At 70.6% G+C, this 15,413-nt stretch carries 15 protein-coding genes and 1 tRNA gene; 9 read left to right on the top strand and 7 right to left on the bottom strand.

Annotated features, from left to right (window positions below; genetic code table 11):
- Positions 1–82 precede the first annotated feature (82 nt).
- The 5 genes from J2853_RS06900 to J2853_RS06920 all read left to right on the top strand — a co-directional run bounded on the left by J2853_RS06900 (position 83) and on the right by J2853_RS06920 (position 4,393).
- Positions 83–154, top strand: a tRNA-Gly gene (locus J2853_RS06900).
- Between the two features lie 283 nt (positions 155–437).
- Positions 438–1,430: an isopenicillin N synthase family dioxygenase gene (locus tag J2853_RS06905; RefSeq protein WP_307556126.1), complete on the top strand. Its 993-nt coding sequence runs from the start codon at positions 438–440 to the stop codon at positions 1,428–1,430.
- Positions 1,431–1,685: 255 nt separating this feature from the next.
- Entirely contained in the window at positions 1,686–2,840 is a 1,155-nt protein-coding gene (locus J2853_RS06910; protein ID WP_307556128.1) for an alkaline phosphatase PhoX, read from the top strand.
- Positions 2,841–3,024: 184 nt separating this feature from the next.
- Positions 3,025–3,891 carry a universal stress protein gene (locus tag J2853_RS06915; RefSeq protein ID WP_307556130.1) on the top strand — a complete coding sequence of 289 codons (867 nt, stop codon included), beginning with the start codon at positions 3,025–3,027 and terminating at the stop codon, positions 3,889–3,891.
- 292 nt (positions 3,892–4,183) lie between these two features.
- Entirely contained in the window at positions 4,184–4,393 is a 210-nt protein-coding gene (locus J2853_RS06920; protein ID WP_307556133.1) for a DUF1918 domain-containing protein, read from the top strand.
- Between the two features lie 212 nt (positions 4,394–4,605).
- Here the strand turns inward: J2853_RS06920 and J2853_RS06925 are convergent, their stop codons facing one another.
- From J2853_RS06925 to J2853_RS06950, 6 genes are all read right to left on the bottom strand, one after another.
- Positions 4,606–5,193 carry a hypothetical protein gene (locus J2853_RS06925; RefSeq protein WP_307556135.1) on the bottom strand — a complete coding sequence of 196 codons (588 nt, stop codon included), beginning with the start codon at positions 5,191–5,193 and terminating at the stop codon, positions 4,606–4,608.
- A 198-nt stretch (positions 5,194–5,391) separates the two neighbouring features.
- The gene (locus J2853_RS06930) at positions 5,392–6,699 is read right to left on the bottom strand and encodes an MATE family efflux transporter (RefSeq protein ID WP_307556136.1); all 1,308 of its coding nucleotides are present in this window, start codon (positions 6,697–6,699) and stop codon (positions 5,392–5,394) included.
- 266 nt (positions 6,700–6,965) lie between these two features.
- Positions 6,966–8,081: a zinc-binding alcohol dehydrogenase family protein gene (locus J2853_RS06935; protein ID WP_370879203.1), complete on the bottom strand. Its 1,116-nt coding sequence runs from the start codon at positions 8,079–8,081 to the stop codon at positions 6,966–6,968.
- A gap of 167 nt (positions 8,082–8,248) precedes the next feature.
- Positions 8,249–8,896, bottom strand: a complete 648-nt coding sequence (locus tag J2853_RS06940) for a L,D-transpeptidase family protein (protein ID WP_307556137.1) — start codon at positions 8,894–8,896, stop codon at positions 8,249–8,251.
- 105 nt (positions 8,897–9,001) lie between these two features.
- Entirely contained in the window at positions 9,002–9,694 is a 693-nt protein-coding gene (locus tag J2853_RS06945; RefSeq protein ID WP_307556138.1) for a M15 family metallopeptidase, read from the bottom strand.
- Positions 9,695–9,795: 101 nt separating this feature from the next.
- Positions 9,796–10,374: a CGNR zinc finger domain-containing protein gene (locus J2853_RS06950; protein WP_307556139.1), complete on the bottom strand. Its 579-nt coding sequence runs from the start codon at positions 10,372–10,374 to the stop codon at positions 9,796–9,798.
- A gap of 33 nt (positions 10,375–10,407) precedes the next feature.
- Here J2853_RS06950 and J2853_RS06955 point away from each other — a divergent pair, with 33 nt between their 5' ends.
- The 4 genes from J2853_RS06955 (at position 10,408) to J2853_RS06970 (ending at position 13,550) form a co-directional block, all read left to right on the top strand.
- Positions 10,408–11,265 (top strand): SCO6745 family protein, encoded by an 858-nt coding sequence (locus tag J2853_RS06955; protein WP_307556140.1) that lies wholly within the window; start codon positions 10,408–10,410, stop codon positions 11,263–11,265.
- A 148-nt stretch (positions 11,266–11,413) separates the two neighbouring features.
- Positions 11,414–12,184, top strand: a complete 771-nt coding sequence (locus J2853_RS06960) for a putative hydro-lyase (RefSeq protein ID WP_307556141.1) — start codon at positions 11,414–11,416, stop codon at positions 12,182–12,184.
- Positions 12,185–12,260: 76 nt separating this feature from the next.
- Entirely contained in the window at positions 12,261–12,440 is a 180-nt protein-coding gene (locus tag J2853_RS06965) for an imine reductase family protein (RefSeq protein WP_307556142.1), read from the top strand.
- 156 nt (positions 12,441–12,596) lie between these two features.
- Positions 12,597–13,550, top strand: coding sequence for a zinc-binding dehydrogenase (locus J2853_RS06970; protein ID WP_307556143.1), 954 nt, complete (start codon positions 12,597–12,599; stop codon positions 13,548–13,550).
- Positions 13,551–13,674: 124 nt separating this feature from the next.
- Here J2853_RS06970 and J2853_RS06975 read toward each other — a convergent pair whose 3' ends face one another.
- Entirely contained in the window at positions 13,675–15,381 is a 1,707-nt protein-coding gene (locus J2853_RS06975; RefSeq protein ID WP_307556144.1) for a ThuA domain-containing protein, read from the bottom strand.
- Between the last annotated feature and the right edge of the window lie 32 nt (positions 15,382–15,413).

The following is a 15,413-nucleotide window of genomic DNA, read 5'->3' on the forward strand; positions in this document are numbered from 1 at the left end:
AGGGAATCTTCCAGCGCCCGCCGCCCCGGGCGACGGATCTCCGGCAGCACCCGTGACGCATCCCGCCAGGCGGGAAGGCCACGCCGCAGAGGCCGAACCGGTAAGGCAGCCGGCTTCCACCCGGCAGGACGGGGTTCGAGCCCCCGCTGCGGCTCCGCCCTGAAAGAAGAGGGCCACGGGACCGGGACTCGGCGAAGGGAGTGGCGACCCTCGCCAGGTCGGCGGTTCCACCATGCGTCCGGTACGGCTCACGCCAACCGGGCCGGACGCGGAGGACAACGCAGGTCGACGGGCGGAGCGGGTGCTCGGATCCCACCCTCTCCGCCCGGCCGCGTCAGCCGCCGAGCCGAAGCGTCCGCCGAAGGCGCCCGGCAGGACGGAAGGTGTCGCTGGAGCGGCGACGTACGGTTCGAGCGCGTCCGCGAGAGAATAGGCGAATGGACCAGCCGCCTGTGATCGACGTCAGCGCCCTGGTGAACGGCGAGTCCGACGCCCGGCGCGAACGGGCCGCCCGCGAGATCGGGCAGGCGTGCCGCGACAGCGGGTTCTTCTACATCTCCGGCCACGGGGTTCCGTCTTCGCTGCTCGAACGCCTCGACCGGGCCGCTCGCCGCTTCTTCGAGCTGCCCCTCCACCAGAAGATGGAGATCTCCATGGACCGGGGAGGTCGCGCCTGGCGGGGGTTCTTCCCCGTGGGCGGCGAGCTCACCTCCGGTCGCCCGGACCTGAAGGAGGGCGTCTACTTCGGCGCCGAGCTGCCGGAAGGCGACCCGCGCGCCGGTACACCGCTCCACGGCCGCAACCTCTTTCCCGCGCAGGTGCCCGAGCTGGGCGAAGCGGTCCTGGAGTACATCGACACCCTGACCGGCCTCGCCCAGTCGGTCATGCGCGGTGTCGCGCTCAGCCTCGGGCTGGCGGAGGACTATTTCGTGGCCGGCTACACAGCCGATCCCACCGTGCTGTTCCGGATCTTCCACTATCCGCCGGCTCCGCCCGCCTCCGACGAGTGGGGCGTGGGTGAGCACACCGACTACGGCCTGCTCACTCTGCTGGCCCAGGACCGGAACGGCGGCCTGCAGGTCCGGGCGAGGACGGGCTGGATCGAGGCTCCGCCGATCCCCGGCACCTTCGTCTGCAACCTCGGCGACATGCTCGACAGGCTCACCGGTGGCCTCTACCGGTCGACTCCGCACCGGGTCAGGAACGTGAGCGGTCACGAGCGGCTGTCGTTCCCCTTCTTCTTTGACCCCGGCTGGGACGACGAGGTGCCCCCGCTTCCCTCGCGGGCCGCCGGTTCGCCGGGCGCGCCCGAAGGCGGCCCGGCCCGGTGGGACGGTCAGGATTTACGCGCCTTCACCGGTACCTACGGCGAATACCTCCTCGGCAAGGTCTCCAAGGTGTTCCCGCAGTTACGCCAGGACGTCCTCTGACCACGGCCGTATGCGGCCGGGCCGCTCGCTCCCGGGTTCACGGCGGCTCCGGAGGCCCGCGTCCCGCCGTCCGCGACCGGGACGAACCGGCCCGTCGCGCGCGGGATCCCCAGGTGCCGGATCGCCGTCGCGCGATCAGCGCGGACGGGCCATGCGCTGTTAACCGCGTGCACGGGTAGATGTTGACCAACGCTTGTAATCTTTGGCCTTCTCGGGGAGAACGGTCCTGTTGATCCTTCATGAGGAGGTTCGCTGATGGAACGCCGTACATTCCTTCGTGCCTCGGTGCTCGGCGCGAGCACCGTGGCCTTCACCGGAAGCCTCTGGCAGGGCGCTTTCGCGGCCCCCGCCCAGAACGCCCCCGGTCCCTACGGCGCCCTGCTGGCCGCCGACGCCAACGGCATCCGGCTTCCGGCGGGATTCACCAGCAAGGTGATCGCCCGCTCCGGGCAGGCGGTCCCCGGTACCTCCTACACCTGGCACAGCGCCCCGGACGGCGGCGCCTGTTTCGCCGACGGCAGCGGCTGGATCTACGTGTCCAACTCCGAGGTCAACCCCGGCGGAGGCGCCTCGGCGCTCCGGTTCGACTCCAGCGGCAACGTCGTCTCCGCGAACTCGATCCTGTCGGGCACCCGGCAGAACTGCGCCGGCGGCGCGACGCCGTGGCAGACCTGGCTGTCGTGCGAGGAGGTCGCTCTCGGGTACGTCTATGAGACCTACCCCTTCGGCGGCGCCGCGGTACGGCGTCCGGCCATGGGCCGCTTCAAGCACGAGGCGGCGGCGGCCGACCCGGTCCGTAAGGTGATCTACCTGACCGAGGACGAGACCAACGGCCGGTTCTATCGATTCGTCCCGACGACCTGGGGCGACCTGTCCGCCGGCAGGCTGCAGGTGTTCGTCGCGGGCTCGGCGACCAGCGGCTCCTTCACCTGGGCCGACATCCCCGACCCCGACGGTTCTCCGACCGTGACCCGCAGCCAGGTCTCGGGCTCCAAGTCCTTCAACGGCGGCGAGGGCTGTTACTACGCCAACAACACGGTCTGGTTCACCACCAAGGGGGACAACCGGGTCTGGCAGGTCAACCTCGCCGCGGGCACGTACGAACTCGCCTACGACGACAGCCTCGTCAGCCCCGGCACGGCGCCGCTGACCGGCGTGGACAACGTCACCGGTTCGACCTTCGGCGACCTCTACGTCGCCGAGGACGGCGGCAACATGGAGATCTGTCTGATCACTCCGGACGACAAGGTCTCCTCGTTCCTGCGGATCAACGGCCAGGGCTCCTCGGAGATCACCGGCCCGGCCTTCGCCCCCGCCGGCAATCGCCTCTACTTCTCCTCCCAGCGCGGCACGTCCGGCTCCTCTTCAGGGGGGATCACCTACTGCGTGACCGGCCCGTTCCGCACCTGACGGACGGTGCGGGCCGTACGGATCACCGGACCGTACGGCCCGCGCCGCCGCGTCGCCGTCCAGGGCGTCGTCCAGGGCGGGGCGCCGGCGCGGGAGCCGGAAAATCCCTGATGACCAGGTCTTTTGGGTCACCGTGACGATTGATGGGAAGGGGTGGGGTAGAGGGAGACGTCAGGAGGGTGATATGGCAGCGCATGTGGTGGTGGGTGCGGACGGCTCGTCCCCCTCGGAGACCGCGGTTGAGTGGGCCGCCGAGGACGCCGCGAGGCGTGGTTGCGATCTCCGGATCGTCCACGTGCACGAACCGACGAAATATGACGACTCGGTGCGGGCGTCGCCGGGCCTGCACGACTCGGCGGCGGAGTACGGCCAGGACGTGCTGGAGAAGGCGGCCCAGCAGGCGCGGGCCCGCGCTCCACGGATCGAGGTGAGCATCTCGCTGGAGAGCGGCGGGGTGGTCGAGGTTCTCCGGCGGGAGGCCGAGGACGCCGAGCAGCTCGTGGTCGGCAGCCGGGGGCTGGGCGGGTTCGCCGGTCTGCTGCTCGGGTCGATCACGCGATCTCTGGCCGGTCATGTGGCGGCGCCGATCGTGGTCGTCAAGGAGGTCCCGGAACAGGGCCGGGGGGAGATCGCCGTCGGATACGACGGCTCGGAGCATTCGGCGACGACGCTGCGGTACGCCTTCGAGGAGGCGGCGCGCCGCAGAGCCCGGCTGCATACGATCCACACATGGCAGATGCCGATGATGGGGCTGTACACCGTGGCCTACACCCCGCTGCTGGAGGACATCATGGCCGCGGAGCAGTGCACCGCCACGAACGCCCTCAGCCCCTGGCGGGAGAAGTACCCCGGGGTGGAGGTCAAGCAGACGGTGAGCTGCGAGCATCCGGTCGCGGCCTTGCGGGACGCCTCGGCCGCCGCCGACCTGGTGGTGGTCGGCTCACGAGGGCTGGGCGCCTTCGAGTCCGCCGTTCTGGGCTCGGTGAGTCATGGGGTCCTGCACCATGCCCACTGCCCCGTCGCGGTGGTGAACGCCGACGGTGAGGAATGACGGGTCTCCAGAGCCCCGCGGTGGCTCGGCGACGGGCATCGCGGTGCCGCGGTGATCGTGGTTTCGATCCTTTTCCCTCGCGTGGCAGAAGCATCCACAGCCGCTGGTAGAGACCCCTTTCGAAGGGGTATCTCCGGAGGAGGCGCTGCGGGCCGTCGTGACCGGGGTCATGCCGCCGGCGGTCGCGGAGTCGGTCATGCCGTCTGTCGGCGCACCCGCTCAGGCGGCACCGTACGGCGCGGGCCTGCCCGGTGGCCGTCGTCCACCGGGAACCCAATGAGGGGGAACTGATATGAAGGCAGCGATAGGGGACAAGCTGGTCATCGAAGGCGGCCGGACCGGTGAGGCCCGGCGGGTCGGCGTGATCGTGGAACTGCGCAACCCGGACGGCTCTCCGCCCTACGTGGTGCGGTGGCTCCACGTCGAGCACGAGACCCTCGTGTTTCCCGGCCCCGACGCGCACGTGATGACCGAAGAGCAGGAGCGGATCACGACGTCGTGACCGGCTGATCCGGCCGGCCTCCGACCGGCCGGTCAGGTCGCGGTCTCACGCCGTCCGGCGCTGAGGGGCCCGTCGTCCCGCGGCCACCGGACTCATCACGCGACAACGAGGGTCAACGGCGGACGATTCCGCCTGGACAGGTCATCGAAGCCGGGCAAGGAGGCCGGAACCCCTGACCTCCGGTGGCTCCGAGAAACGGCGGGGGCCCCGGCTCACATCAGCGGGATGATGCTTCCGGCGATTTTGAGCGCGTCCTTGGCGGCGTCGACGATGTGCGCGAAGGACAGGCCGGTGCTCGCTCTCCGCGACCACTTCCATCCCTCCGACAGTTCGGGCCAGGCGGCGGAGAGCGCGGGGTTGATCTCGCTGACGTTGAAGTCGAAGTCTCGCGATCCCGAGTCGAAGGTCCCGTGGACCCGTCCCTCTTTCGTGAAGCTGAACGCCGGCGTGCCGTCCAGGGGGCTCACGACCCACACCACCCTCACGTTGTGGCTGGTCGCGCCGGAGGCGTGCAGATGGCCGCTGAAGTTGTAGGAGCCGTTGGGGTAGAGGGCTATCGTCGTCCATCCGTCCACCGGTGTGCCGTTGTCGAAGGTGATGCGGCTGGTGGCCTGGAGGCTGCCGAGAGGATCGGTCGTCGTCACGTGGACGATGGAGACTTCCTCGGACGCGGGTTCCTCCGAGGCGTTTCCCCGGGCGGCTCCCGCCGAGGTCGACGCGCTCGCCGGGCCATGGAGGAACACCGCGCAGCCGAGCGTGATCGCCATCATCGGCGCGAGCATCCTGAACGTCCGTCGCATCGTTCTCGCTCTCCTTCAGGTGAGGTGCGGGGATGGAGAGCGGCATGGCGCCGATGAGTGACTCGCCTTCGCCCGGCATGCCTGCGGTTTTCGCGAGTACGCTCGAAAGTCACTCCCTGTCGTCAAAGTTATACGCAGAAGGACGGTCTTCGGCGGCGACACGACGGGTGAGGGCTCACAGCACGCCTGAGACAGGGGTCACCCCCTGGCCGATGTCGATTCCGACGTGCGGCTGTACCACCAGAACCCGGCCGTCTGGCCTATCACAAGCAGCAAAGCGGTGCCCGCGTAAGCGGCCCACACCCAGGTGAGGCCCCCGGCGGTCGCGATCGGGACGGCGGCCATGGACAGCAGCCCGTAACCGATCACGAAGGTGAGCAGGCTGGGCATGGTCCGCGTCATCGCCAGCAGCCCGAAACCGGGCAGAGCCTGGGCGCCGTCGGCGAGCACGCTCAGGAGCAGCACCGGGATCAGCGTGAGGACCAGGGCGTGGACCTGCGGATCGGAGGTGAACAGCCGGATCAGCGTGTCGGCGAAGATCCACACCATCAGACCGCTCAACGCCAGCACCGGAAGCGTCACCGTCAGCCCGGCCAGCAATCCCCGGCGCACGCCCGGACGATCACCACTCTTGGCCGCTATGGCGATCAGCGGCACGGAGGCCTGCCCGACCGTCGGAGCCGGCAGGAACACGAAGGTCGACATGACGACCAGCACCTGGTGGGCGGCGACCTCGGTCGTGGACACCCGGGCCACCGCGAAGGCCAGGACGCCGAGCCCGCTGAACTTGATGAGGAGTGTCGCCCCCATCGGCAGGCCCACCCTGGCCATTCGCCAGATCCGGGCCCACTGCGGCCTCCCCGGCCGGAGCGGCTGGCCGGCCAGCACCGTCGCCTGCCTCAGAGCGGTATGAGCGATGATCGCCCCTGCCAGGTTCGCCGCCAGCATGGCCAGGCCGGCACCCGGTAGGCCGAGCGAGGGGAGCGGTCCGGGCCCGAGCACCAGCGTCAGGATGAGGGCCACCGAAATACAGGTGTTCGCCAGGCCGGCGCGCATGACCGCGGTCGTGTGCCCCAGGCCGATCAGCATGGAGGTGGCGGAGACGCTGATGGCCGTGACGAGCAACGCGGCCGCGAGAATCAGCGGGAAGGCGCCGAGCGCGTCAAGGGTCTGTGCCGGCACCCCGGCGACGCGGGCGGTGAGCGGTACGGTGGCCACGGCGACCGCTCCGATCATCCCGATGCAGATCGCCAGCCACATGCCGTCCTTGACGGTCGGGCGCAGCGCCTCAGGGTCGTCCCTGTGCGCGGCGACGAAGGGCATCGACCCGCGAAGCGCACCGGCGACCGCCATACCGGCGGGAATGAACACGGCGTTGGTCAGGGCGAAGGCGGCCAGCGCGGCCGTACCGAAGTTGCCCAGGGTGGCGGCGACGACCGAACTGCCCACTATGGAGGCGCTCGCCGACAAGTACAGAGGGAACGCGGAGCGGATGATCCGCCGCACCAGGCCGAGAAAAGGCGGAGGGACGGGAAGCGTCGCGCCCGCGCTCTCTTCTCCGGCCGCCGAACCGGGCGTTTCCTGTGTTCTCCGGTCTGTTTCTCTCGTGCTCCGCGGCATGGACACCTTTTAGGCAGGGGGTGTGCGTGGTCGCGCCGATTGTTCCATCGTCACCGTGGATGTTCTGCATCGCACGTCGCGGGCCCGCGCCACGGCTGCCAGCCCGGCCACATCACCCACGCCGATCGTTCGTCGTCCTTTCCCCGGCCGGGTCAGGTCCGCTCGTGCGCGTTCGCGTCTTCGATGAGTACGGCGGCGCCCTCGAAGCGGCCGGCGGCCAGGTCGTCCAGGGCCCGGTCCGCGGAGTCGAAGGGGTAGGGCACGGTCGTCACCCGGGGTGGATGGGCCGAGGCGAGGTCCAGGTACGCCCGGCCGTCGGCGCGGGTGTTGGCGGTGACGCTGCGCAGCGTCCGTTCCTGGAACAGGTGGCGCTGGTAGTTCAGGGGGGGAATGTCGCTCAGGTGGATGCCCGCCACCGCGAGGACGCCTCCCCGGTCCAGGGCGGCCAGCGCGACCGGGACCAGCTCGCCCACCGGGGCGAACAGGATGGCGGCGTCCAGCGGCTCGGGTGGCGCGTCCGTGTCGCCGCCCGCCGAGGCCGCGCCCAGCGTCCGCGCCAGCTCCCGGGCCCTGGCGGATCGGGTCAGGACGTGCACGGTCGCGCCCTGGGCGAGGGCGACCTGCGCGGTCAGGTGGGCCGAGCCGCCGAAGCCGTAGATGCCCAGCCGCCCGCCCGGCGGCAGGTCGCAGCGGAGCAGGGCGCGATACCCGATGATCCCGGCGCACAGCAGCGGCGCGAGCTTCTCGGCGGGGACGTCTTCGGGAAGGGGGTAGGCGTAGTCCTCGGGGACGGTCAGGTATCCGGCGTAACCCCCGTCGGCGTCCCAGCCGGTGTAGGTGGAGAAGGGGCAGAGGTTCTCCGCGCCCCTGAGACAGTGACGGCAGCGCCCGCAGGTCGAGCGGAGCCAGGCCACACCCACGCGGCTGCCCGGCGCGAGCCGTTCCGAAGCCGGACCTGACGCGACCACCCGGCCCACGACCTCGTGGCCGGGCACGGTTCGCGGGCGTCGCGGAGACAGGTCGCCCTCGGCGAGATGAAGATCGGTCCGGCACACGCCGCAGGCCTCGACCTCGACCAGCACCTCTCCGGGTCCCGGCACGGGAACCGGGAGCCGGACCCGCTCCAGAGGCCCGGAGCCGATCGGCCCAGGCCGGGCGACCACCCAGGCGTCCATCTCGTCGGGGATCGCGGACCGCGACGGCGCGGGCCGGGGGGCTCGCCCGCCCCGGGCCTCCGGGCCGGCGGGTGTCGCCGGGCGTTCGTTCACGGTGAACCTCCGCGGGTGTCTCTCCGCCGGAACGGGCCGATGGGGCCCCTTCACCTCTATCTCACCGCCGGAGCAGCTTCGGACACCTCGACCGGAGGGCACCCGAGGTGCGTGACGCCGGTTCGCTCGAAGCCTCCGTCGGCGCGCGGGCGGGTCGTCGCTCCGCGTCAGGCGACTTTTATGTCTATCTGCGGGGAGTGCTTCGGATCCATCCAGCGCAGCAACCGCAGCAGTTCGCCGTCCGGCAGGCCGACGCAGCCGGTGGTGGGCGTGCTGCTGATGTGAAGGAAGATCGCGCTACCCAGGTGGGGCGTGCGGTCCTTGGTGTTGTAGGAGATCACGGCGCCGTGGTTGTAGGCCGGTATGGTCACCATGTTCTCGGGGGCGGTCCCGGCATCGGCGTGGCGGGAGTCCACCCACGTGTTGTAGAGGGGACTGGCGGAGTCGTCGTTCCACTTGTCGTAGGAGAACGCCTGCCGGTAGGGGAACTTCACCCCGGGGTCGGGCTTGACCCCGAACATGAAGTCGAACCCGTACGTGCCGGACGGGGTGCGCCCGTCGCCCTCCCGCTTCCGGCCCGGCGGGGCGATGCCGTTCTTGCCGACGTGCGCCGTCCACGGCCCGTACGTCTTCACCCAGTTGCCGTCCTCCGCGGTGTAGGCGACCAGGGTGGCGGTGGTCTTCCGGTAGGAGTCGGCCGTCACGGTGATGAGCTGCCGTCCCTGCGCCGGGGGCGGTGGAGCGGCGGCGGACGCGGTGCCGGCACCGAAGAACCCCCCGGAGACCATGACGAGCGCGAGAAGGACGGCACTCACGCGAACAGGAGCCACCCTCGGGTCCGAGGACGCTCTCCGATTAGCATTCATGCAGCTCAGGCTAGCTATGGGAGAGGTGTGCTCGGATACCTCGCCGCGAAGCCGTCAGCGCCCGTTCTGGGAGAAGTGCTGATAGTCCTTCTCGGTGGACCAGGATCCGCCCCAGCCCCAGCCGATCTTCTTGAACGCGCGCACCACGTCGTCGCCGGGGTTGATGACCCCCTGCCGGTCCAGGGGCCGCCGAACGTAGTCCTTCCCGTTCGGGGGCTCGACGGTGCCCCCCGGATAGGGGTGGATGTAGGGGTTCTCCCGGGTGTTGACGTCGATCGCCAGGCCGTAGGCGTGTTGCGACCAGCTTCCGCTGGTCCCGACGCGCCTGCAGTTGAAGCCCGAGGTGTTGTCCGCTTTCATCGAGGCGGCGTCGCTGCCCTTGTAGGCCTCCACCGGCTGCATCTGCCGGATGGGGAAGCGCTGGCCGTACAGCTTCTTGAAGACCGAGACGACCTGGTCGGCCACCGATTTGTTGATCACCAGCTTTCCGTCGTGGGGTTTGCCGTCGAAACCCCAGTAGGTCATGCTGATCATTCTGAGATCGTCGGGTTGCACCGGGCATCCAGGACGCCAGGAATGGCGCAGCTGGTCCGAGGACACCCTCGTCACCGTGGCGGTGAACGGTTGCGAGGCGCCGGGGGGCGAGGTCGCCGCCGCGGGAGACGCCGCCGTCACCGTCGCGATGCCGGCCACGCTGAGCAGGACGAGTGCCGCCGCCGTCGGCGCACGGTGTGGGATGAATGTCATCTCCCCAGGTTAGGCACTCTCCGGCCGCCCGCCGGATCCGACCGGCCGTTGTCGTCTGACGCGTACCTCGTCAGGATCATGAAGGAGAGCCCGCGAGCGCCTCACGGAGCGGACCCGCGCCGGGCGCGATAGGCGCTGGCCTTGGCCCGGTTCTGGCAGGACAGGTCGCAGAACCGGCGCGAGGCGTTGCGCGTGATGTCCATGAACACCAGGTCGCATCCGCCGGCCTGGCACCGGCCCAGCCGCGCGGCCTGCCCCACCCCGATGATCATTGCCAGGGCGGTCCCCGCGTCGGCCACCCAGGCGTCGACCAGGCGCGCGTCCTGCCGATGGAACGACAGCGTGTGCGTGTCCTCGTGCAGGGTGGGCACCGCCGAGTGCCGTATGAGCAGATCGTTGAGGGCGGCGACCGGCGGATCGGGAGCGCCGAACACCGACCGCAGCACCTCGGCCGCCGAGGCCAGGGCGTCGACGTCGGTGAGCGGCATCCCGGCGGCCTCGGGCCGGTCGGCGGTCAGCGCGGCCCGGCGGGAGGCCGCGGTGCCGGGCGGGGTCACCGTGCGGCCGTGCGTCCGGGTCACCGCCAAACGGTTCACCAGGAGTACGGCCAGCGCGGCCCGGCTGCTGACATAACTGTCTATTTGGGATTGACCAGTGATGTTCCATCCGTCTATCGTCACTGCCGTATCGTATCTAGACAGTGAGGTTTTGTGATGTCTCTCGCCCGGCGGATGTGGCACCAGATCGAACCGGTCCACGCGGCCGTCTACTTCGCCCCCCAGGTCTTCGACGAGGCCGCCAAGCTCGGCTACGACGTGCGGTCGCGCTGGCCCAGCTACTTCGCCTGGCGTACGGCCCCGCTCGGTGAGGCAGGACCCCGGCTGGTGACCGCCACCCACTACAGCTTCAGCCCCACGATGATCGCCGGGATCGTCCCCGCGATCTGGGCCGTCGCGAGTCCCGAACAGGTGCTGGAGGCCAGGCTCAGGGGCATGGACAGGACCCTGCGCGACCTGCTGGGCGAGGGGGTGAACCAGGCCGAACTGGCGGAACTGGCCAGGCGGGCGGCCGAGAGCGTGGACGTCGCGGGCAGGCCGATGGCCGCCGCCAACCTTGACCTGCCCTGGCCGGACGAGCCGCACCTGGCACTCTGGCAGGCCTACACCGTGCTGCGGGAGCACCGCGGCGACGGCCATCTCACCGCGCTGCGGGCGGCGGGTCTTGACGGCTGCGAGGCGCTGGTCTCCTTCGCCGCGATCGGTGCCGCACCGGCCGCCAACTTCGCCGGGCGCGGCTGGAGCGAGGACGAGTGGGCCGCCGCGAGCGACCGGCTCGCCTCGCGCGGCCTCCTCGACGCGAACGGCGCGGCCACCGAGGCCGGACGGCGGCTGCGCGACCAGGTCGAACGCATGACCGACGACCTGGCCGCCGGACCGTGGCGGGCGTTGGGCGAGCAGCGTGCCGACCGGCTGGCCGAACTGAGCCTGCCCTTCCTCGGCGCGATCTTCCAGACGGGCATGCTGCCGGCCCAGAGCACGCTCGGCATCGGCACCGTGCAGGCGCCGGACTGAGGCTCGGACTCCTTCCGGAGCTTTCGGAGAGCAGGCGGGGAGGACGGTACGGCCGCGCCCCGATGTCCCGTGGGATTTCGAGCACCGTCTCCGTGAGGACGGGCCGCTCCTCCTTGCGGCGGCGGGATCCGGCGCCGATCCTGGGGAGATGGGGATGACTCCGGGCGAGGCGCGGCGGCGGTTCCGGGCGGGCGAGCGCGTTCCGACCGCCGGGTGGTGTCCGGGCTGGACGCAGGCCAACCTGCTGGCGGTTCCCCGCGATCGTGCGTACGACGTGCTGCTGTTCGCGCAGCGAAATCCCCAGGCCTGCCCGGTTCTGGACGTCGGTGAGCCCGGGGCGGTGCGCACAGAGATCTTCGACGGCGATCTGCGGACCGACCTGCCCGCCTACGTCGTCTACGAACACGGGGCCGCCGTCGCCGAGGTCACCGACGCCACCGGCTTCTGGCGCGAGGACCTCGTCGCCTTCCTGTTCGGCTGCAGCTTCACCTTCGAGGACGCGCTGATCCGGGCGGGGGTCCCGGTCCGTCACATCGAGGCGGGCACGAACGTGCCGATGTATCGCACGTCCGTGCCCTGCGTTCCGGCCGGTGCGCTGTCGGGACCCCTGGTGGTCTCCATGCGACCGGTTCCGGCGTCACTGGTGGCCACGGCGGTACGGGTGACCTCGCGGTATCCCATGGTTCACGGGGCGCCCGTACACGTCGGCGAACCCCGGGAGATCGGCGTCTCCGACCTGACCATGCCCGACTTCGGCGATCCGGTCGAGGTACGGCCCGGCGAGATCCCGCTTTTCTGGGCCTGCGGGGTCACGCCGCAGGCGGCGGTCCTGGCCGGCGGCGTCGAATTCGCCATCGGCCACGCGCCCGGGCACATGGCCATCACCGACGCCCGCGACAGCCGGTTCCTCGTCCCCTGACCCGCGGTCCGCCCCGGCCTCACGTGTCCGGCCGGGTTCCTACTCGGCCGCGGACGGGGCGACCTCGTACGAGCCGGTGGACCGGCTGGCGATGGGCATGGCCAGTGTCGAGCACGTCCTGCACACCAACGCCGACGCGGGCGTCGACACCGCGCTTCCCGCCGTCGTCGTGGACCTGTTCCGGCGCGGCATGGACGCGGGACACGCGGCCGACAGCTTCTCCAGCCTGGTGGAGGTGATGAAGAAGGCGGGCTAGCGGTCCGTGCCCACCCGGTGGCGCTCGTTCACCGGGTGGGCACGACCCCGCGGACGGGGCACGTCAGGGGCCGGCCATGGTTTTTCGGGCTTGACCTCAACATGAGTCGAGGTTGCAGGCTTGGCCGCAGGAGCCGGAGCCGATCGAAGGGGTTTCATGCGCGCGGTGTGGTTGAAGGAGTTCGGCGGGCCCGAGGCGCTCGTCGCGGCGGAGACGCCGGATCCGGTGGCAGGGCCCGGGCAGGCGTTGGTCGAGGTGGAGTTCGCCAACATCACCTTCGTGGAGACCCAGCTCCGTGCGGGCACCGGGCCGTTCACGGTGGAGTTGCCGATGATTCCGGGCAACGGTGTCGGCGGTGTGGTCACGTCGGTCGGCACGGAGGCGGACCGGAGGCTGATCGGAAGGCGGGTGGTCAGCGGCACGGGTGGCTCGGGTGGCTATGCCGAGCGTGCCGTGGTGGACGCCGGCGGGCTCTTCGAGGTGCCGGACGGTATGGAACTCGACACCGCGGTGGCGTTGCTGGCCGACGGGCGCACGGCGATGTCGATGGCCGAGGCGGTCGAGCTGCGCGCCGGGGAAAGAGTGCTGGTCGAGGCCGCCGCGGGCGGGGTGGGCACCCTGCTGGTCCAGCTCGCGCGGGCGGCCGGAGCCAGGGTCGTCGCGGCGGCGGGTGGCGCGCGCAAGGTCGGACTGGCGCGCGGCCTGGGCGCCGACGTGGCGGTCGACTACCGGGAGCCGGACTGGACGGAGCGGGTGCGCGAGGCCGTGGGCGGGGTGGACGTCGTCTTCGACGGGGTCGGCGGCACGATCAGCGGGTCGGCGTTCGGACTGCTCGACCGGGGCGGGCGAATGATCAGTTTCGGGCTCGCGAGCGGCGAATGGGCGAACGTCTCGGAGGAGGCAGCCGCGGACCGCGGGGTGACGCTGGTGCGGCCGGTGACGACGCCGGAGAAGATGCGTTCACTCACCGAGAGAGCGCTGGCCGAGGCGGCGGCCGGACGGTTGCGACCGGTGATCGGGCAGCGGTTCCCCCTGGACCGGGCGGCCGATGCGCACCGGGCCATCCAGTCGCGGGCCACCGTGGGCAAGACCCTGCTGGAGGTGCGGTGACGGGTTCCGGTGTCGTTTCGGTGGCCTGAGGGCGTTGAGGCGACCCGGTTTCATACCGGTGACCCGGTGCGGCGACGGGGGGCTCGCCGCACCGGGAGGCCGTGATAGTCGGATCGCGGTCGGACTATTTGGTGATGGTGAAGGTGTCGACGTCGAACAGGGAGCCGGTTCCGGTGCTGGTGAAGGCCAGGAACAGCGGCCCGGAGGCCGAGCCGGTCAGGGTGGTCGATACGTTGACGAAGGTGTCCCAGCTACCGGTGTTGGGCACGTTCACCGACCCCAGGAGGGTGCCGGTGGCCGATCCCGATCGGATCTGAATGGTCCCGCCGGGACCGGCGGAGGAGACGCGGGCGCTGAAGGCGGTGGCACCGGCGGTGTTGACCGAGGAGTAGCCCGCCCAGTCGCCCCTGTCGATGTAGCCGGCGGTCCTTCCGCCGCTGGCTCCGCCGTGGTCGGCCGGCTGCACGCCCAGGGTCGAGGTGTAGGCCTCGCCCTCGACGGTCTGGGTGACGGGGCCGGTGCCGCCGAGCTCTTTGATCCGGATGTTGCGGAACGCGACGTCGTCACCCGTGCCGTGGTTCTGGATGCCGATGTGCCCCTCCCGCAGGCTGCGGGCCGGGTTGGTGTTGGTGAAGTCGTTGATCCTCGTTCCGTTGAGGAAGACCTGGAGTCGCTCGCCCTGGACGAGAAGCTCGTAGGTGTTCCACGCGCCCGGCGGGTTCAGCGCCGCGTCCCGGGCGGCGATATCGGCGGACTTGACCGCGTAGACGGATCCGGTGGTGCGGTCGGCCGAGTCGGTGGCGTCGATCTGGACTTCGTAGCCCTTGCTCGTGTTGAGCGGGTCGGAGGCGGGAAGGCCGACGAAGACGCCCGAGTTGTCGTCGCCGGCAAGCTTCCAGTCGAGCTTGAGCGAGTAGGCGGCGAACTTCTTCGCCGAATACCACAGCACGCCCATGCCCCCGGTGGAGGTGAGGGTGGAGTCGGAGTTGGTGAAGCTGCCCGGCCCGGTCTGCGTCCAGCCGGTGGTCGAGCCGTTGTACAGCGGGGTGTAGCCGGTCTCCGGGCGGCAGTCGGCCTTCGCCATCCCAGCCGCGTAGCGGATGCCGCCGAGCAGCAGCGTGCGGAAGCCCGGCTCCGCGTAGGAGGCGATGGTGTGGCCGAGGCCGGTGTAGAACGACCGGCCGGAGGCCACCGGACGGCACCAGGTGATCGGGTGGTCACCCATGTCACCGCCGCTGTAGCTGCCCTCGTCGAGGGTCTGCAGCACGTGGGCGGTGCTTCGCGGGTTGGTGCGGTAGTTGTACCACTCGTCGCTTCTGGACCAGGTCGGCGCCAGGTGGGCGGTGGCCGCGTGGGCGCGGTCCTCGGTCTTGACCGTCGCCTGCTGGGGGGCCGGGTGCCCCTTGAACCAGGCGCCGGCGAGGTTGCTGCCGTAGTACGGCCAGTCGTACTCGGTGTCGGCGGCGGCGTGGACGCCGAAATAGCCGCCTCCGCCGTTGACGTAGCTCTCGAAGGCGGCCTGCTGGGTGTTGTTGAGCACGTCACCGGTGGTGCTGAGGAACACCACGGCCTTGTACTGCGCGAGGTTGCCCGTGGTGAAGGCCGCGGCGTCCTCGGTGGCGGTGACGGTGAAGTTGTTGGCCGCGCCCAGATCGCGGATGGTCTGGATGCCGGTGGGGATCGCGTCGTGCCGGAAGCCGGCCGTCTTGGAGAAGACCAGCACCTTGTAGGCGGGGTCGGCGGCCTGTGCGGCCGTCGGGACGAGCACGGTCGCGGCGACCAGTGTGGCCGCGCCCATGGCCGTGAGCCCGCGTCGTAAGAGGCTCCGCATGGCTGTCCTTTCGTCCGTGGTGCCCGGTGCGG

The organism is Streptosporangium lutulentum (genome assembly GCF_030811455.1).
GTDB lineage: Bacteria > Actinomycetota > Actinomycetes > Streptosporangiales > Streptosporangiaceae > Streptosporangium > Streptosporangium lutulentum.

What these genes read in the sequence shown, in the direction of transcription:
- J2853_RS06975 (WP_307556144.1), bottom strand. Translation starts at nt 15,381, where the DNA reads ATGCGGAGCCTCTTACGACGCGGGCTCACGGCCATGGGCGCGGCCACA.
- J2853_RS06905 (WP_307556126.1), top strand. Translation starts at nt 438, where the DNA reads ATGGACCAGCCGCCTGTGATCGACGTCAGCGCCCTGGTGAACGGCGAG.
- J2853_RS06910 (WP_307556128.1), top strand. Translation starts at nt 1,686, where the DNA reads ATGGAACGCCGTACATTCCTTCGTGCCTCGGTGCTCGGCGCGAGCACC.
- J2853_RS06915 (WP_307556130.1), top strand. Translation starts at nt 3,025, where the DNA reads ATGGCAGCGCATGTGGTGGTGGGTGCGGACGGCTCGTCCCCCTCGGAG.
- J2853_RS06920 (WP_307556133.1), top strand. Translation starts at nt 4,184, where the DNA reads ATGAAGGCAGCGATAGGGGACAAGCTGGTCATCGAAGGCGGCCGGACC.
- J2853_RS06925 (WP_307556135.1), bottom strand. Translation starts at nt 5,193, where the DNA reads ATGCGACGGACGTTCAGGATGCTCGCGCCGATGATGGCGATCACGCTC.
- J2853_RS06945 (WP_307556138.1), bottom strand. Translation starts at nt 9,694, where the DNA reads ATGACATTCATCCCACACCGTGCGCCGACGGCGGCGGCACTCGTCCTG.
- J2853_RS06955 (WP_307556140.1), top strand. Translation starts at nt 10,408, where the DNA reads ATGTCTCTCGCCCGGCGGATGTGGCACCAGATCGAACCGGTCCACGCG.
- J2853_RS06960 (WP_307556141.1), top strand. Translation starts at nt 11,414, where the DNA reads ATGGGGATGACTCCGGGCGAGGCGCGGCGGCGGTTCCGGGCGGGCGAG.
- J2853_RS06970 (WP_307556143.1), top strand. Translation starts at nt 12,597, where the DNA reads ATGCGCGCGGTGTGGTTGAAGGAGTTCGGCGGGCCCGAGGCGCTCGTC.